15 protein-coding genes and 1 pseudogene are annotated in these 18,773 nt (G+C 49.3%); all 16 read right to left on the bottom strand.

The window, feature by feature from the left end; all coding sequences use genetic code 11:
- Window positions 1-2 precede the first annotated feature (2 nt).
- Complete coding sequence (locus tag LKD46_RS02665) at window positions 3-1,298, bottom strand: relaxase/mobilization nuclease domain-containing protein (protein WP_055214189.1); 1,296 nt, start codon at window positions 1,296-1,298, stop codon at window positions 3-5.
- A 3-nt stretch (window positions 1,299-1,301) separates the two neighbouring features.
- Window positions 1,302-1,610 (bottom strand): plasmid mobilization protein, encoded by a 309-nt coding sequence (locus tag LKD46_RS02660; RefSeq protein WP_044920349.1) that lies wholly within the window; start codon window positions 1,608-1,610, stop codon window positions 1,302-1,304.
- A gap of 129 nt (window positions 1,611-1,739) precedes the next feature.
- Window positions 1,740-2,117 carry a DUF3789 domain-containing protein gene (locus LKD46_RS02655; protein WP_025577043.1) on the bottom strand — a complete coding sequence of 126 codons (378 nt, stop codon included), beginning with the start codon at window positions 2,115-2,117 and terminating at the stop codon, window positions 1,740-1,742.
- A gap of 142 nt (window positions 2,118-2,259) precedes the next feature.
- Entirely contained in the window at window positions 2,260-2,583 is a 324-nt protein-coding gene (locus LKD46_RS02650) for a DUF7768 domain-containing protein (RefSeq protein WP_019162195.1), read from the bottom strand.
- A gap of 149 nt (window positions 2,584-2,732) precedes the next feature.
- Window positions 2,733-3,545: a DNA-methyltransferase gene (locus LKD46_RS02645; RefSeq protein ID WP_227573766.1), complete on the bottom strand. Its 813-nt coding sequence runs from the start codon at window positions 3,543-3,545 to the stop codon at window positions 2,733-2,735.
- Between the two features lie 66 nt (window positions 3,546-3,611).
- Entirely contained in the window at window positions 3,612-4,391 is a 780-nt protein-coding gene (locus LKD46_RS02640) for a hypothetical protein (protein WP_227573765.1), read from the bottom strand.
- Window positions 4,391-5,356 carry a DUF3991 domain-containing protein gene (locus LKD46_RS02635; RefSeq protein ID WP_227573764.1) on the bottom strand — a complete coding sequence of 322 codons (966 nt, stop codon included), beginning with the start codon at window positions 5,354-5,356 and terminating at the stop codon, window positions 4,391-4,393. The genes LKD46_RS02640 and LKD46_RS02635 overlap by 1 nt, the downstream gene beginning before the upstream one ends.
- Window positions 5,356-6,516 carry a methionine adenosyltransferase gene (metK, locus tag LKD46_RS02630; protein ID WP_055214212.1) on the bottom strand — a complete coding sequence of 387 codons (1,161 nt, stop codon included), beginning with the start codon at window positions 6,514-6,516 and terminating at the stop codon, window positions 5,356-5,358. Before metK ends, LKD46_RS02635 begins: the two co-directional genes overlap by 1 nt.
- A gap of 234 nt (window positions 6,517-6,750) precedes the next feature.
- Window positions 6,751-7,548: a class B sortase gene (locus LKD46_RS02625; RefSeq protein ID WP_055214194.1), complete on the bottom strand. Its 798-nt coding sequence runs from the start codon at window positions 7,546-7,548 to the stop codon at window positions 6,751-6,753.
- Entirely contained in the window at window positions 7,545-8,006 is a 462-nt protein-coding gene (locus LKD46_RS02620; RefSeq protein WP_006428280.1) for a gamma-glutamylcyclotransferase family protein, read from the bottom strand. The genes LKD46_RS02625 and LKD46_RS02620 overlap by 4 nt, the downstream gene beginning before the upstream one ends.
- A gap of 34 nt (window positions 8,007-8,040) precedes the next feature.
- Window positions 8,041-14,370, bottom strand: a complete 6,330-nt coding sequence (locus tag LKD46_RS02615; RefSeq protein WP_227573763.1) for a SpaA isopeptide-forming pilin-related protein — start codon at window positions 14,368-14,370, stop codon at window positions 8,041-8,043.
- 85 nt (window positions 14,371-14,455) lie between these two features.
- Window positions 14,456-15,406: an amidoligase family protein gene (locus tag LKD46_RS02610; protein WP_334297929.1), complete on the bottom strand. Its 951-nt coding sequence runs from the start codon at window positions 15,404-15,406 to the stop codon at window positions 14,456-14,458.
- A 5-nt stretch (window positions 15,407-15,411) separates the two neighbouring features.
- Window positions 15,412-16,712: pseudogene (dcm, locus tag LKD46_RS02605) on the bottom strand (DNA (cytosine-5-)-methyltransferase).
- 75 nt (window positions 16,713-16,787) lie between these two features.
- Window positions 16,788-17,360 (bottom strand): hypothetical protein, encoded by a 573-nt coding sequence (locus LKD46_RS02600; protein ID WP_227573761.1) that lies wholly within the window; start codon window positions 17,358-17,360, stop codon window positions 16,788-16,790.
- A gap of 218 nt (window positions 17,361-17,578) precedes the next feature.
- On the bottom strand, window positions 17,579-17,872 hold the full coding sequence (locus LKD46_RS02595; RefSeq protein ID WP_227573760.1) for a plasmid segregation centromere-binding protein ParR: 294 nt from the start codon (window positions 17,870-17,872) through the stop codon (window positions 17,579-17,581).
- Complete coding sequence (locus tag LKD46_RS02590; RefSeq protein ID WP_227573806.1) at window positions 17,860-18,768, bottom strand: ParM/StbA family protein; 909 nt, start codon at window positions 18,766-18,768, stop codon at window positions 17,860-17,862. The genes LKD46_RS02595 and LKD46_RS02590 overlap by 13 nt, the downstream gene beginning before the upstream one ends.
- Window positions 18,769-18,773: the final 5 nt, after the last annotated feature.

Genomic DNA, 18,773 nt, shown 5'->3' with positions numbered 1-18,773 from the left:
ATTCACCTGCTTTCTGTTCTCGGTTGTCTGTTTTTCTCCGTCTGCTCTTCCTGTTCTGCCTGCCTCTGGATCTGCTCTGCCAGACGCATCTTTTCTTCCATCTCTCTGGACTGCTGTTCGATCCGGATACAAAGGCGGATATCCTTCCGAAGCGGCTTTAGTTCTTCGGTGATCTGACCGATCCTGGCACTGTCCGGTTCGCTCCGGTAGAGCCGCTTCCGTTCTTTGGTGAGTGCCTGCACCTGTTCTTCCAATGGAATTCGGTAGACAAGCAGCTCTTCACGGGTAGTGATCTGATGCTTCTGTAGAAATTCCATCTGCTCGATCCTGGCATCCAGTTTTCGGATGTCTGCCCGGAGCACCGGGGAGATCCTTTTCGGCTTCTGCTTTAGGGCACCCATCTGGTACAGATAGGAATAGTACAGGGCCTGTATCCCTTTTAACTTCTTTTTCGGGGATCTGGAATCTCCTTCTTTTCCAACAGGTATCCTGCTCTTGGGCTGCAAGATCCACTGCCGGATGCTCTCTTCCAAGTAATGCTTCCCAAGGCTCCGCAGACGGATATACCGTTCCATCCCCGGTGCTTTTAATGCAATGTACTTCCGGTTCAGCTTCCACTGGTATCCCCTCTGCTTCATCTGTTCCAGAAACTGTTTCCATGTGAAGCTCTCTGCCACAGCATCCCGGATGTCCAGACGGATCGAGGTTCTCCAGGTCGGCTTTCCGTCCTGTTCTGCCATCCACTGTGCATAGGATTTCCCTTTGCCGTTTTTCGGTTCGATGACAGATAAGCCGTATTTCAGGCATAAGGCATCCGAAGCTTTCCTTACATCCTCATAGTAACTCCTGCTGTTGCTGTGGTACTTTTTCCCATCTTCCATGCTCACGGAATTAAACACGATGTGGTTGTGGTAATGCTCCGTATTCAGATGGGTGGTGATGACTGCTTCGTATTTTCCCTGAAGGAGCCTTTCTGCCATTTCCATGCCGATCTGGTGAGCAAGCTCCGGGGTGACTTCCCCTTTGACAAAGCTCTGCACCAGATGGTACCCCTGTACTCCGTCCATCTTGTGGTATCGTTTCTTCGTAGCTACCATATCTTGATAGGCAGTCTCACAGACGCAGCCGATGGCATCCTCAAAAACGGAACGCTCCGTCTTGTCCCGATTCATGGCGTAATCGATGGCTTCTTCCAGAGAGCCGGCACTCTGCCCTTTCTTGGTGGTCTTATCCTTGTTTCGGATGTACGTGATGGAATTGTCCAGACGGCTGACCGGGATGATACTGGTGTATGCCATCGGCTACCATTCCTCTTTGACCAGCCTCCATGTCTCTTTCGTCATGCGGAGCATTTCCCGGATACTCTCTTCCCCGGCCATCCCACAGCCGTTGGCTACATGGGCAAGCTGGTTGGCATTGTTGCACAGACCGGATATTTTCCGCAAAAGCTCCGTATGATGCTCACAGGGTCTTGCCCGGACTTCGCCGCCCATGACAAGGGAACGGATATATTCCTCACGGGACAGGCCGCTTTTCTCTACCTGCTCTTCCAGAAAACGCAGCTCCTTCGCATTGAGGCGGACTGGTATCACATGGTTTCTTTTTCTCATCTCTTCACCTGCTTTCCAACGGGTTATTGGTTGTTGCTCCATTACATTTCACGATTTTTCCAGATCAGGAAACCTGCCAGGACGCCGATGGCTACCGCTGCAGCAATGATTTTTTTCTTCATATGGGCCTCACCCCCTTTCCGATACCTGGCACAGCTCCATCGGGGCGAACATGATCCCTCTCTTTTCCATCTCTTTTGCGAATTCCAGGAGGTTCCATTTTTTCCCATCAATCATAGCAGAATCGGCATCCAGATAGTGGCAGGTGGATACGTTCCGCTCTCCATTTGGGGCATTCTGCACAAGGCTTTCCCCGTCTGCCAGACGGAACAGTTCCTCTCCCTGGCTGTTTACAAAACAGATGCACACGCCGTGGTCAATGATCTCCTTTGGTTTCATCCGGCACCGCTCCAGTGCCTCATCCTCACGTTTTCCAGCTATGAAAAGACACATTGCAAAAACGCCCATTACTCCTCCGGTCATTGTGCCAAGTATAAATCCCAACATTTTTTCGTTCTCCTTTCGTCTGTTTACGGCTCGGTATGGGGGATTGGGGTTCTCCCCAAAGTGCGTTTGGATATCCAAACGCTATGCTTGCAAAACCAGTCGCATCCGGTTTCGTCCCCTCTGAACCAGTCGTTTTTCTGAATCATTCATTTTCCTTGATTTTGCTCAACCCATCCAGTGTGGTACAGATGATATGGAGTCTGTCAGCCATGCTGATCTCCGTGTTCATCGTCCCGGTGGTCTCTTTTCCGCAGACAACCACCATCCTGCACCGCCTTAATATCTGGTGGGACATTCTCCGCATGGCCTGCATATCCTCTGCATCCCCGTCATCAAGGAATGGGGAAAAGCTGTACTGCGGGCAGATCGGCACATATCCCAGTTCGTAGATCTTCCGGCAGTACCGCTGTACTTTGGTCTTTCCTTCTTCTGCAGAACAGCAGACATAAGCAAGTGCCTGTTCCAATACGACCATCTCCTTTCCTGGCCGGACAGGTTTCCTCTGCCCGGCGTTTTTCCAAAAAGAAACACCCACAAAGCATTCCGGCTCTGTGGATGTCTTGTGGACATCTGGATTCTTTTCTTCTCTTTTTCAGATGTCTGCCAGACATCCGGCTACTGTGGTTCTTTGTTTTCCGCTTCTTCCCCAGCTTCCAGTGCAATGCGGACACGGTCGCTTCCCAGCTTATAATACGCATCGGTCACTTCAATGCCGACTGCCTGAAACCCCGACTCTGCCGCCGCAAGGATGGTAGTACCAGCTCCGGCAAACGGGTCTAAGATCAGGCCGCCCGGCTCACAAATCTGGATGACATCCTTCATCAGCTGGAGCGGCTTTTCTGTCACATGGATGCGGTTCTGGGGATTCCCATAACGGAACACACCCGGAAGGCAGGACACCGGGCGGTTGATCGGCATCGGTCCGTTGCTTCCCCATACAATATATTCTGCCTGCTGGCGGAATCTGCCTTTCTGCGGACGGGAGTTCCCCTTGTCCCAGACGGCAGTCCCTCTCCAGATCCACCCTGCCCACTGGAGGGCATCGGTGATGGACGGGTACTGTCTCCAGTCAATAAAGAGGCAGATCGGAGCCCCTCTCTTGCAGGCTTTCCGCACATCGTACAGCCATTCTGCCATCCAGTGGGTCCAGGAACGTTGATCCTTGTTATCCCCATCAAAATCCGGCAGGGCATTCTCTGCTTTCATGCTGCTGTATTTCTGGTTAGTGGTGCGGTTGCGTTCATTCTGCTTGGTTCCCCCGGACGCATAAGGCGGATCGGTCACGACTGCATCAAAAATTCCCGGCAGGAATCCTTTGACCAGTTTTAAGGTATCTCCATGCAGGATACGCCAGTTCTCCCCTCCGGCAGACTCATCCGGCACACAGTCCGATTTTAAAAGATCTTCAAGTTTCAGGGTATTTCCCATAGGCATCATCCTTTCGGTCGCTTATTTTCCAGATTTCTCTGGAAGTGCTTTTCTTTATGGAACTGCTCATCGGCAGGTATCCTCTTTTTTCAGTGTTTCTTTTCTTGGCGTTCTGGGCTGTTCACGGTGGTCCGACAGCTCGGTTTCCACGTATTCGCTGATGATTCCCAGCGCTTCATAGTAATTGCTGCTCTTGTGGACACGATCCGCCATTTCGTTGGCCTGTTCGGACATCCCGGCACGTCTAAGCAGTCTTGCGGCATCCCCAAGGATTGAGAAAATATTTCCGTCATGCCCTAAGAGCTTAAGTTCTGGACGGGACGGCTTTTGTTCCGGCTGCTTTTCCTGCACACCGTTTTCCGGTGCTTTCACCTGTATCTGGAAATCCGAGCCGGCACCAACATAGAAATGTAAGTATAATTCACCGCCGTCTACTTTGATCTCCCGTTGTTCCAGACTTTCTCCCCAGCCATCGCTGTACTGGCCTCTCAGATACTGCCCCACCACACGGTATTCCTCTGGTGTCAGATTCTCCCGGAGTGTCAGGTTTGCACAGCCATATAAAACACCATCCTGTTCTTTTACCGCCATTGTAATGCGTTCCACTTTTTCCTTAATGTCCTTGTTTCGTTCAAAATAATCAATCAAGTTGCATGGCTGGTTGTCAGGCATACCGAGCCGGTTGATCTCGTCAACTTTTTCTGCTATAGCTGGCTGATACTGCACCAGGTCAGGTCCTTCCAATGGTTCCGCATCATCCAGATCCACAATGTCTGAATAGTCAGAGATAAACTCTGCCATCAGAGGGGACAGCATTTCCACTTCTATTTTTTCTTTGATAGACATCACCTCACTTCCTTGCTCTGCCGTTTCTCCGGTGTCCGGGCAGCCATCTTTGCCATGTCCGCCCAGTCTGCCCCTTCGATCTCTGGCAGGTTCTCGATGATCCGATAGCTTCCCTCATAGGCTTTTCGGATATGTTCACACGCCCACCGTCCGGCAAAGTCATTGTCGGTACACACTTCGATCTCGGTGATCTCCGGATGTTGGGATAGAAAATGTTCCAGTGCCTGCGGCTTTTTCATACTCCGCTGGCTCTGTCCTTCTTTTGGTGCACTGATCCCGCCAAGCTCCAGACGGTACTTATCCCGGCTTCCCTGTTCCAGTGTCATGTGAGCCAGCACATCCACACAGGCTTCATAAACGGCAACCCGTCTGCATCCTGTTTGTGCCGGAACACAAAAAGCGTATGCCTTTTCGCTTCCGGCCTGTTCCATCTTAAAAGACTTTCCGCTGGCATCGTAAATCCCACGCAGGAAAGCATACCTTGCCACCTGATTTTCGTCCCGGCCTACGAACACAGCATTGTGATAGGGCAGGCTTTCATATAAGATTCCCAGATGAACACACCGCTGTAAGACCTCGCTGCTGATGCCCCGCTCTTTCAGGTATCGGAACACCCTGCGGCAGTCCGGGCTGGCCGGCGGCAGGACAAACGGCTTTTTAGGCTTTGTCTCCACAGGCGGAGGGATATAGGCAGGATACTCATCTTTCAGCATTTGCACTGCCTCCAGAAAAGAACACCCGTCTACATGAATCAGGAAATTTAAAGCACTGGTGCCCCCGATATCTCTGGATTTCCAGTGCCACTGGCTGGTGAGCTCGTTGATTTTAAAGCTGTCGTGGTCTGTCAGCTCCCATTCATTTCTGGCTGAAGATTTTTTCAGGCGGTTCGGCTGGTATTTCTTCAGGTACTCAATGGCGGTGATCTCCCTTGCCCGTTTGATCTCTTCTTCCGGAATCCACGGCATTACATCACGGTATCCCGGAGCTGCTCTGCCTTATCCGTTTTCTCCCACGGGAATTCCTTTCTTCCAAAATGCCCGAACACCGCACTCTGTCGGTAGATTGGCCGCTTCAGGTGCAGGGTGTCACAGATCTGGCTTGGGGTAAGCCCGAACACCAGAGGGATCGCTGCGGCGAGGCAGTCATCCGCACAGATCTTTCCCGTTCCAAAGGTATCCACCTGCACCATGACTGGCTGGGCAACCCCGATGGCATAGGCAAGGGACACCTGGCATCGGCTGGCAAGTCCGGCAGCTACCATGTTTTTGGCGATGTAACGGGCCATGTATGCCCCGGAACGGTCAACTTTGGAACAATCCTTCCCGGAGAATGCACCGCCGCCATGCGGTACCAAGCTGCCGTAGGTATCCACCATTAGTTTCCTTCCGGTCAGTCCGGTGTCTGCATCCAGACCTCCGCACACAAATCTGCCCGATGGGTTAATCAGGATCTTGGTATCCTCATCCGGTGGCAGCATACGGAGTGCCGGGCGTAACACTTTCTCCCGGATCTCATGCTCCAGCTTCCGAAGAGATTTTTCCTTTTCATGCTGACAGGACACAACGACCGTATCCAGACGGACAGGTCTGTCATCTTCGTATTCCACGGTCACCTGTGCCTTTCCGTCTGGCAGGATTCCCGTGATATATCCACTTCTGCGGCTTGCAGACAGTTCCCTCACAATGCGGTTCGCCAAAACCACTGGCATTGGCATGAGCTGCGGCGTCTCATCACAGGCGTAGCCAATCATGATGCCCTGATCCCCGGCACCGCTGGCAAGTCCGCTCTGAACAGAAACAGTCCCTGCTCTGCGTTCTCTGGATCTCTCCACTGCCCCGGCGATATCCGGACTCTGTTTGTGGATGAGGGCATCCATGTGGATTTCCTCTGCTTCATAGCCTGCACTCTCCAGCACCTTTTTGATGATTTCAAACACCTGTGGCTCAAATCGGCTGGTAATCTCTCCTGCCACAATGATGTTCCCTTTGGTCGCCAGCACCTCGCAGGCCACCCTGGAATTTTCGTCCTCTTTCAGACACGCATCCAGAATGCTGTCTGCGATCAGGTCGCAGAGCTTATCCGGATGTCCTTCTGTTACGGATTCTGCTGTATAAAATCGTTTCATAATCGTTACCATCCTTTCCAAGTAAATAATAACGGCAGGAAACGCTCCTTTCTGGAACACTTTCTGCCGGATCTGGGTTATAAGTTGTCTCACATTCTGCACTTTTCTGGTACTTTCAGACACTTTTTTCAACCTAAATACTACCAATGCACACCCTTACATAATCCCCCTGTTTTGAACACATCCCTGCCCGTGCGGTCATTATTTGTCTCATTTTCTGCACTTTTCGGGTACTTACGAACACTTCTGACTCCACACTGCCCCGGAAACCGGCACCGCCAGGACGATGTTCCTGGCACCGCTCCATTCATATGAACACGTGACGAGCGTCAAAACCTTATCGTATATACACTTCAGGTAATCATCTCCGGTTTCGAACACTTCCCTCTGCTTAGCTGCTTTTAAGTACTCCTGCACTGCCGCCACATCTGGAAGTTTCTGCTGGAACGGGAACAAATTCCTGTCTGCTTTCAGCACCGTGACAATTCGATATTCCTGAATGCTATCCTCTGTCTGAAGATAAGCAAAGGGATGCTCCTGATAATATGTTTCATCTGCATAGAAGTCCAGATTTCCGAACATTGCCCCACTGTTCATGTTGTGACCGTAAATGATAAGGTTCCGACTTTCAGACACTTTGCAGTCTGCCTGTAAAAACAGGCTTCCGTTGATGTCATATTCCTTTTTGTAATTCCGTTTCAGGTAAAACTCCCCATTCTCCTGTTCGGACTGAAGCACCGGGTAATCGATTCCGGTATCTGGTATCGTCAGCCATCCCTGCACATCCAGGTATTGTTTCCGAAGAGTAACAAGGTCTACCGTAGCCACCGGGCATTTTCTTCCAGCTGGTTGGTCTTTCTTTTCAGAGCCTGAGGCTCCCGGAGCTTCCGGCTCCGGGAAATTCCCTTTCAGCTCTGCCACCAGCTTTTTGTTTTCCATTGGAAGATATACCATGTGGTAAATCAGAAATCCGGCACTTAAGAAAAGAGCAGCAAGACATACCGCTTGAAAAAGTTTTTTCACGATTTTCATCGTTCCTGTCCGGCTTTTCTCTTCTTTGGCTGACTCTTCTGTGTCTGTCCCGGCACAGGCGGTTTCCTTGCTGCTTTCAGGATTGGTTCTGTTGGGATCTGATTCTGCCTGCAGCCCTTTAAGATTCCGGTCAGGTACGACCGTCCGGGCGGATTAAAGTTCTGCATGTAATCTTTTGTCATGATATAGACAATGGCTTTGATCTCTCTTCCGCCTTTATTCTTGACGGTGATTTCCTGTTTGTCGTAAAAATCAGGATAGCCTTCATAAAGATCCAGGCTCTTTTCGCAGTCCCCGGTCAGTGACCAGAGGACGCCGTCCACATGGCTTCCCTCTTCCGGAAAGATGGTGGCAAGACCGCTTCCTGCGGCTGCAAAAGTCAGCCGATACCCCTCCAGGCGGACGGTTTCTACCACCTCCGCCTTTGGGCACCGATATGCCATCTGGTCCAGATCCATGTTGCTTCCATACGCAAAATATAATTGTTTCAGCCTATCTGCCCCCTTTTTTCTTCTTTCTTCTGGATGCCACACCCATGCCGATCAGACCGCCTGTGGAAAGGATCAGGCACAGGGCCGGAATCCAGAGGTTGGTGTCATCGCCTGTTTTCGGGTTACTTACAGACGGGGTGTCCTCCGGCAGCTTCTCGTTCGTCATTTTCTGGATGACTTCAATCACTGGGGTTTTGTCATCTACATAAGTAAATGTCACTTCATGCTTGGTCTCATCCAGCTGATATCCTTCCGGTGCTTTGGTCTCAACCAGATAATAAGTGGCTGCCTTATCAAATTTGCCATCCTTATAAGTTCCGATTGCAAGCAGTCCGCTGGTTGCATGACCGTTTTCATCAGTGGTCAGGGTTTCTACCACTTTGCCATCGGCATCCCTCAATTCAAATTCCGCACCTTTCAGTGCAACTCCGGTATCCTTGTCCGTTTTCTCAATGATCAGACGTCCCTTTGCGGTATCATCTTTCATGGCTACCTTCTGGATCTCTGCGGTGTCTGCCACCTCGAAGGTGATCTCTTCCGAAACGACATAACCGTTTGGAGCCTGCTCTTCTTTCAGGGTGTATTTACCGATTGGAAGTTTTTCGATATAATGCGGCTCTTTACCGGAAGTCCAGGTTTCTACGATATTGCCATTTTCATCTATGATGGTCAGTTTGGCTCCTTCGATCTCAGTATCTCCGGTAATATCCGTTTTGCTGATCTCCACTTTGGTCACATCATCTTCCATTACCTGTTTCTGGATCTCTACAGTATTCTCCACGGTGAATGTGATGCTTTCCGCAGTGGCATATCCATCGGCCGGCTTGGTTTCTGTCAGGGTGTACGATTTTCCTACAACCAGTTCTTTGATGATGTGCGGCTCCTTGGTGGATGTCCATTCCTCAACAACAGCCCCGTTTTCATCCGTCAGCTGTAATCTGGCTCCCGGCAGTTCCTCGCCTGTGGTCAGATCGGTTTTGGAAAGTTCCACGGTTGTCGGCTCATCTTCAAATACGAACTCATAGGACACTTCTGCTTCTTTGTCTCCCTGGTACTCAAAAACAAATTCCTGCTCTTCTCCGGTGGTGACAAATCCATCCGGTGCATACAGCTCCTTCACATAATAGGTTCCGTCGATCGGCAGGTCTGCAATAAAGGAAATCTTTCCATCTGCATCTGTTGTTTTTAACTCGATCAGGGTATCTGCTTCCATCAGCACCTTTCCAGATGCGGACAGGATGTCGTTTCTGGTGTACAGTCCAAAGATGCCGCCTTTTAATACACGGTCGGTATCCTTTTCTTTCTTCAGGACGTTCACTTTTACTTTCTGACGGTTGTTCTGCCAGTCCTCATCGTATACGACAACCGGGGTATCCTGGTCACGGTAGGAAAGATCTACATATCGTGGTTCTTCATCCAGCACATAACCATATGCTGTGCCCACCTCTTTGACATAGTATTTTCCAACCGGAAAGTCAGATACTTCTGCAACACCGTTTGCATCAGTAGTCACGGTTGCCACCAGCTCGTCCTTAGCATAATAATCCGGGCTTACACCATCGGCTGCTTTGATATCCTCTGCAGCGTAAATCTCAAAGGTAACGTCTGACAGGCTTCCTGTGATGTACTCAAACAGATGCTCTACAACGCCTTTGACATTGTCCAGCAGGGTGATCTTATCAAGGAATTCACCCTTCTTGTTTACGATCAGCAGGGCTTTCGGCACATCGTCTTTCATTTCCACTTTCTGTACTTTTGCGGTATCCTGAACGGTGAATTCCACATCCGTGGTCTTTAAATAACCAAGCGGTGCAAGAGATTCACGGAGGGTATAAGTTTTTCCAACGGTCAGGTATTTGATCACATGAGGCTCATCCTTTACGGAAGTCCAGCTGTCGATCACATTTCCATCCTTGTCCAGAACAGAAAGGGATGCCCCGTTCAGCTCTACGCCTGTGGTCAGGTCGGATTTTGTCACCTCGATGGTGGTCGGCTGGTTCTTCTTCACAGATTTCAGCTTGATGGTCGGAATGTCCTGCCCCTGATAGGTGGCATCAAATTCCAGTATCTCGTCAGAAGATACAAAACCATCCGGTGCAGAAATTTCTTTCACATAATAAGTTCCAAGCGGCAGGTCCAGGGTGAAGTGTGCCTGTCCTTTTTCATCGCTTGTGATCTCCTGTAATAAGGTATCTGCTTTCACAATAATCTTGTCACCGGATTTGATCTCGTTCTTATTGTAAAGACCGAATGTAGCTCCAGCTACCGTGCTTCCTGTTTCTGCATCCTGTTTTTCCACGGTGATGCTTACTTTCTGGCGTTCATTGGTAAAAGTCACTTCTTCGTCTACGACTGGGGTATCCTGTCCGGCATAGGTAAAAGTTACTTCTTCGCCTTTGGCATTCCAGGTGTAGCCCTCCGGCGTTTTTTTCTCTTCTACACGGTATTTGCCGAGCGGAATGTTCTCTACTACGGCACTTCCGGTTTCATCGGTTGTCACCGTTGCCACCAGTGTGTCTTTGGCATATTCCAGATAACGGTTGCCGTTCTCATCTTTCTGATGGTCTGCGGTATAGATATCTTCTGCGGCATAAACCTCAAACACGGCTCCTGCAAGGCTGGCTTCCTCATAGGTGAAATCCTTGTCAAAACCTTTGACTACTTCTCCTTCCTTGTGGATGGTCAGTCTGCCTTTTGCCGGGTGGTTCTCGAATTCCACCTCGATGATCAGGTCACCGCTGACCGGATCTTCCTGGTATGCAGTATCGCTGTCTACCTTGATTTCCACGGTATTGGCACTGTGGGTGTATCCATCCGGTGCAGTCACTTCTTCGATGCGGTAATTTCCACAAGCCAGATTCTGTGGCAGGATCAGGTATCCATTCTCATCCGTAAAATAAGATTTATGTACCATAGTAGATGGGTAGGTGGTCACCTGTTCCACATATTTCTTGTTATCCAGATCGTATACTTTAAACTCAGTATTCGGAACCAGGACAGATTTCTTTGTCTCGTCATCTTTTTTGACGATCTTTAATTTTGCTTCAAACTCTTCGTCCAGAAGCACACGCCATACCTGCGGCTGATCCGGATTGTTTTCCAAGATCACAACCTTAAAGTCATCGACTGGTTTGAAGTTGTGCGGTGTGGTGGTCTCCCTTACAATGTAGGTTCCGTATGCAAGCGGAATGGAGCATGCATATCCACGCTCATCCGTGAACATTTCTGTCTGTCCGTCTGCGGTCAGTACAACCGGAGTTGCAGATGCAAAGTCATAGGAACCGTCCTTATTTTTCTTCAGGCTGCTCTCCAGATATGCACTGAATCCCACACCTTTTAACAGATCGGCATCGGTCTTACCATTGTTGGCTGCTTTAATGACCTGGAACGGCTGTTTGATCACATCTTCCAGAGAAGTTGCGGTACGTTCTACCGTCTGAACCAGATCTCCCTCGTCATTACACTCCAGATCATGTTCTTCCGGGTCTGCCAGATAACCAACAGGCGGCGTCAATTCTTTCACGTAATACTTTCCGAGATAGAGGTCTGCGATTTCTGCATTTCCCTCGGCATCCGTAGTCAGGGTTGCAATCTGCGTTCCTGCCGGGTAAAGGACACCTGTCTGTCCATCCGGATGAACGATATCCTCACGGGCATACAGTCCGTAAACCGCACCCTCAAGGGTTGCATCTCCCTGTGCGGTCTTTCCGGTTTCGGAATCCTCTTTTACCAGTTTGATCTTCGCATTGACACGCTCGTTCTGGAACGTGTGGCTGAAAGAAACGGTTGCCTCTTTGTCTGTGGTGTACTGGAACGTAAAAGAGTACACATCCTCACTGTTTCTGGTATATCCGGCCGGTGCAGAAACCTCTTTCATGTAGTAGCTGTTAGCGATCGGCAGGTCTGCCTGATATACGGCTTTTCCGTCTGTTCCGGTCACTACCTTCTCAATGAGGGTATCTTTTTTGACCACAACGGTTCCGTCCGCTGCTTTGATGTCGTTTCCGGCATACAGGCCATAAGTGCCGCCCGGAAGGTATTTCCTGGTTTCCTTATCCTGTTTGTATACGCTTACGCTTGCTTTTTGGCGGTCATTTTTGAATGTCACGCTTCCCATGACCTTCTCCACATTGCTTCCGGCATAGGAAAGGGTGATTTCCTGGCTTTCGCCTGTGCATACCAGATTTTGTGGTGCCTGCATTTCTTTTACCACATATTTTCCCAGATATAGATTATCCAGTGTGACACTTCCGTCATCCCCGGTAGTAAGTCCGGCTTTGACCAGTGCGTCTTTTTTATAAATGACGGTTCCGTCTGCGGATACAATATCCGCTGCGGCATAAACATTGTAAACCGCACTCTTCTGTTTCTGCTCGATATAAACAAAGGAAACACCATCATCAGTTACCTTTGCTCCGGTCAGGACTTCTCCTAATTTATAAACAGTCAGGCTTGCCATCTGCTCTGCATCGGTAACGGTTTGTTTTACAGTATCTCCGATGACCAGTTTCACATCGTAGGCTTTGGTATCCAGCAGATATCCGTTTGGTACGGAGATCTCTTTCAGGTATACGGTATCCTGTGTTTTGGTGATCGTAACGCTGGAAGCTCCGTTGGCATCTGTGGCCGGCATCTTTGTGATCAAGTTCTTTCCATCCTTGTCACTGTAAACGCCATAAACTGCACCTGCGATGGCTTTGTTGCTCTTGCGGTCCTTCTTTACGATCTCCAGAGTTGCCTGTTTTACCCATGACACTTTAAAATCTACATACTTCTCATCGGTCACGCCCTCGCCAAATACCAGGGCAAGGTCCTGTGTCTCGCTTCCGGTTGTGATCTTGTAAGCGGAATAGTCTTTGATGATGCTTCCCTTCATGGTAACAGACCATTCCCCTTTGACATCCACTGCCTGTGTCAGCGGTGCAGATAAGTAGAATTTGGTACCGCCGCAGATCTCCACGGATGCACCTGCACTGCTTGTTTTTCTCGTTGTCACATTATGCAGTTTGACACCGGAAGGCAGTTTCATGGTGATGGTCTGCAGTTCGGATGCCTTAAAGGTGATCTCTTCTGTTCTCTGGCTGTTGCCGCTGATATATGCGGTAACATCTGCATTGGAGAAACTCATGTCCACTTCCGGTATCTCCGGTTGGCTCATGCAATAATTGTAGAGTTCCATTGCCAGAGCCTGTCCGGTTGCATTCGTACCGGAAAAAGCGTCACTACTGTTATTGGCATAAGACGCAGCCAGATGGACAATGATAAACTGTTTTCCAGCGGAAAAATCAGGATGTTTCTCTGAGAAAAATCCATTTTCGCCGGATGCTTTTGTGCCGTAGTAGCATACTTTTGCCAGTGCTTTGCTGTCACCCAGTTTAGTGATCTTATAAACACCATCCCCAGGTCCTGCTTTTGACGGCTGCACACAGTAGGCAGTTGCAGACACGTTTCCAAATTTTACGGTATATTTATAGGTTACATAAGAACCCAGACCGTAGTCTGCATAATAGTATGCAGTCCCTCTTGTCACATCTACATCCTGTGTTGCTCTTGTACTGGTATTGACTGCGGTGAAAGAAACGGTTTCCCCATCTTCCATTGCCATAAGGTCAATATCCTGTTCCCCTGCCTGCTCCAGAACATCGCTGAGTGTCAGCCCGGATTCTTTATCGGTTGTATTTTCTGTTTCGGCTTCCTCTAATGCGGCATCAAACTCAGATTCAGAAAGTCCACCCTGAAATTCGGGTTCTGTTTCTTCCGGTTCTTCTGTTTCAGATTCAGCTGTCTCCGGCTCAACAATTTCTGTCTCTACAGGCTCTGTCTCAGTTTCTTCCTGCGAGGCAGCTTCCTCATCATCAGAACCTGTATCCTCTTCTGTAACTGCCTGTTCTGTCTGTGGTTCACTCTGAGACGCTGCCACAGGCTCTTTTACGATCAGGTTTCTCCCAATCTGATAAACCGGGTGGTTCTGGTTGACTGGCTCCACATAATAAACGGCATGGTAAGTGTCTGCATGGCTGGTGCTGAAACTCTCCCCGGCGTCGCTCTCTGCTTTCTGGAATGTCACTTTGACTTTGCTTTCGTCCTTGATTTCCAGATTCGTGCGGTCACTGGAAACATCAAACTCCTGTCCGACTTCCAGCTCCAGATCGTTGGCTTTTACCACTTCCTCTTCATCCAGCAGATCCTTTACGGATTCATAAGCTGGCGGTTCTGCCGTTTTCGGCTCTTCCGAAGCATAAACGGTCAACGGTGAAATGACCGTGGATAAGATGGTGACTGCCGCCATCACCCCTGAAAGGATCCGCCTGAATCGATATTTGCTCTTCATGTTTTCTACCTCTTTCTTATTTTTCTTCATTTCTCATAAGAACAGCCGGATGTTCCCACCCGGCCTGTCTGTTCTCGTTATTCTGTTATCTTGCGTCCTCTGTCCGTCCTGGCTTCTGCAGACAGGCATAGGTGCTTTTGTCATACCGCCATGCTTTATCGCCGTCCAGGTTAGCAAGCAGATGCTTCCGCACATTTTTGTATTCGTCCCCGATTAGTCCGAGGCGGAGCAAAAAGGTACGGAACGTAAATGCCGGGTTATCCCCGATCTCCGTCTTTTTGGCATGGGTACAGGACTGGTTGACCGCCTGTGCGGATATGGCAAGTGCCAGCGTAATGTTTGACCGGACTTTTCCTGCATGGAGGGTGCTTTCAAAACAACGCCATTCCAGTGTTCCCTTGGAAAAAACAGCATGTAGGTTTAAGGCATAATACCTTGTCCAGTTGTAATGCTCGGAGCTTCCGTCATTTCCCTCATACCATGCCCTTTTGAATTTTTCCATCGTGATGGTGCTGTTTGGCATCCGGCGGATCTTCTCCAATACCATAGGACGGACTTTCTGACAATACTCATCTTCCCTTCTCGTCTGTACATTTAAGGCTTTGAACAGAATATCCTCTTTGCAGTACATGATCGTCAGTGCATTTTTCAGACTCCTTGGTGTATGATTAGATGCGTCCACATGGACATGCATGCCACAGGATGAATTGACAAAAGCACCTGCGTTTTTGACACACCGCACCACTTCCTGGAGTTTCCCCATTTCCGAATATTCCAATTTCGGGGATACCATTTCTGTCGAATAATCTCCATCGGCATCTATTACAGTACCATTTGCCAGCCTTTCACAGTCGATACTGCTGTCTCTTGAAAATTTCCACGTTTTTCCATCTGAATCTTTTACACACCAGGAATCGTAAGAACGGATATGATATGGCTCTGTTCCGAACATTCTTCCAATCGCAACAGCCGCATCATAGCGGCTGATACCTGTCATCTCAATCTCTGTACCAAAATACTGGTCTTTTAGGTCGATCTGCTTCACCCACCCTTCGCTTCTGGAACAGGTGAGCCGCTTTGGATCTCTTCATCTACTGCTTTCAAATTTCTGCCTATTGCTTCAATGACATTGACAGTGACACCATTACCGGCCTGCTTGTAAAGCTGGTTATCCGATGTTTCTTTTTCCATCTTGGAAATCTGACCATCCCGATATCCCTGCAGCCGCAGACACTCCCTTGGCGTCAGCCTGCGGATTCTGCCGTGGTAAATCACTCCATGACGGTCAGTTGCCGTAATGGTGAACATTGGCTCTTCCGGTTCTTTCATCCTTCTTCCATTCTGGCGGACTTTTTCCTTGGCCGGTGTCAGCACTGCCCTTGGCGGTTCTTCCACCAGCACCCCGGAACTTTCGCCTCTGTGGTTATGGATGCTGGAATCCTGTCTGGTATTCAGACATCTTGCAACGTCTGTCACCAGCGGCGGAGGGGAGATATCTACAAAATGCAGTGTTCCCTGCTGGTTTCCGGTCGTCAGGGTATGGGCGATCTCATGCCCTACTCTCCCCCTGCGACTGTTGATTCCCGGATATCCGAGATCGATGCTGTCCCCCTCGTAGGCCATCTTGTATCCTTTTCGGGTGTTTTCCTTGATTGGGATACCGACTTCGTATAATCCGGTCTTGCCGCCCATACCACCAGCCCCGCTGGTCAGCGTGCAGCTCAGTCCTTCTTCTGCGTAGACTCTTTCTCCCTGTTTGCCAGCATGGACTTGTATAAGAGCTGTTCCATTTGCTTTTGGGAAAGGTAATATTTTTCCGGCACATCTTCCATCAAGATATCCGACAATATACACCCGCTTCCTTGACTGGGGGACTCCGAAATCCTTGCTGTTAAGCACTTTCCATTCGACATGATACCCCAGTTCAGATAGTGTACTGAGGATGGTGTGAAACGTCCGCCCTTTGTCATGCGAAAGCAGACCGGGTACGTTTTCAAGGAGAAAATACGCAGGTCGTTTGTCTGCAACCAGTCTGCAACTTCAAAGAAAAGGGTTCCTCTTGCATCGGCAAATCCTTCCCTTCGTCCAGCGATTGAGAATGCCTGGCAAGGAAATCCCGCACATAAAAGATCAAAGTCCGGCATTCGTTCTGTTTCAATATTTCTTGCGTCATTGCAGAACCACTCTCCTTCCGTATCAAACAGCACCCGGTAGTTGTGGTCTGCATATGCATCTGCTTCACAGTGTCCGACACAGGTGAAGCCCCCTGCCCTGTGCAGCCCTTCTCGGAATCCTCCGATTCCACTGAACAGGTCAAAAAATCGAATTGTTCCGGCTATCAGCCTCCCTTCGCTGCGAAAAAAACAGTGCAGATTTCTCTGCACCGTTTCCGTCTCTTGGTTTCTGTTTTGTGATGTCTATTCTTCTGATTCCGCTTCCTCTGGCTCAGATTCTTCTGCTTCTTCGGTTTCCAGTTCTGTTGGCTCTGCTTCCTCTGGCTCTTCGTTTTCTGGCTCTGTCGGCTCTTCATCTGCTTCAGCTTCGTCCGATTCTGTCATTTCTCCGTCTGTTTCAGCTTCCAGTGCTTCTGTCTCAGGCTCTTCTGCTTCAGGTTCTGCTGACTCTTCATCCGGTTCTGATTTCGCAGTCTCAGGATCTTCCATTTCTGTTTCTTCGGCTTCCTCTGACTCTGCTTTCCATTTGGCTTCTTCTTTTTCGATTGCATCTTCGATAAGCCCGATTAAGAAGTCTTTCTGTTTCATGCCATTCCTGGCGAGGACTGCTTTCAGTCTGGAAAATAAATCCTCGGTTACTTGTACTGCTACTGTTCTTGAATTTGCCATGTCCGTTTTTTCTCCTTTTCTTGTCATGTGTTCTTCGATTACTATTTCAAGGTATTTTGGTATGCTGATTCCTAACTCTTCGACTTCCAGTTTTAGCTTTTCATGCAGCTCTACCGGGATCTTTCCGCATATGTTTTTCATCTCCATTGCGTTCGTTCTCCTTTCTTTTTTCTACACACAACATACCCTAAAACGTGACAGAAAGCTATTCACAATACTCAACGAATATGAGGCTCTCAAAAGCTCCCAAAGGATGCAGATCTAATAACATTCAATAGGCATCACCCCTTTCAAAAATCCGTGATTTATACTAATTTGACTGCTTGAAATTTGGCTATTTTATCACCGGGAAAGACTTGACTTTTTCAGAATGCATCCTCAAGCCCGGAGAGAAAATCCAACATCTGGGACGGGATTTCTTCCTTCTTTGAAACACTCTCCCCTGAGTCTGAAATGGAAACACCTGCCAGTTCTTCCCGGATTGCCTGCCGGATGCTTTTCTCCAGCTGGTTATTTTCCTGATCTTTTAAAATCACCTGAACCAGATAGCTGCTCTTCTGTCCATCCGGAACACTTTGCAGGATCTCCCATGCCTTTTGGTGATCTGGGTTATCAAGGTTCAGGCGGAACGAGAAAACGGGCCTCTTTACTTCGCGCACATCTGCCCCACAATCCGCTCATAGCCGGAAGCGTTGGCGTGTACGTCCGTCAGGTAAATCTGCCGACACAACCCGTCCTGCGGTGTCACGTGCCGTTTCAGAATGCTGGCTCCGCCGCCCATGATCACGGACGGAATTGCTTTCAGATCGAACCCGGCTTCCATAATTGCAGACAGTATTCTCTCCGTGTAGAGCCTTCCCTGCCGGACAATAATTTCTTTTGCGGACGGGTCCATGCTGCAGCTCTGGCCGTTCAGAACACGTTCGATCTGAATGTCCGTTACAGACAGTCCGGTATTTCTGCGTACCTGCTCGGTGATCTCATCCACGCACCGGATCACACCAAGCTCCAGGCTGCGGCAGGTAGCGGCGTTTGGAACACTGTTGTCCAGCCGCATCAGGTCTACGGTCCAGCCACCGATGTCTGCGAGAAGAACAGAAGGCTCGTCCCGAACACATTCCGGGTGAAGAGCCAGGGCAGAGTATCCCTGTGGGAACAGTTTTACATCCTGAATCCGGATCTCATAGCTCTCATCCTCGTACCGGAAACGCAGAGGCTGCTCTTTCCGAAACAGATATTCCCGGAAGCCTTTTTTCTCCCTGCCAAAACTTGCCAGTGGAAGACCGGCTGCCAGAACTACATCTGTTTTCCGCTCTCCCCGGCGATAGCGGATTTCCTGGGCAATGGCTGCCATTGTCAAAAGATAATAATTGTCATTGGAAGTCTTACTTCTCACCAGCGTCTGCCGCCCGGTTCCACACACATAAAATTTCCCATTGTACTGCAGGACATTCTGCATGGTATACGGCTCGTAATCGTATCCGGTCAGTCCGGTCGGGAAACATACATGGGGAGTTTTTATGGCATAATATCCATGGTCAATTCCTATAATGATAAGTC

The sequence above is a fragment of the Blautia fusiformis genome (assembly GCF_020686995.1).
GTDB lineage: Bacteria > Bacillota > Clostridia > Lachnospirales > Lachnospiraceae > Blautia_A > Blautia_A fusiformis.
The sequence above is the reverse complement of the archived record's forward strand: the minus strand, read 5'-3'. Positions and strand labels throughout refer to the sequence as shown.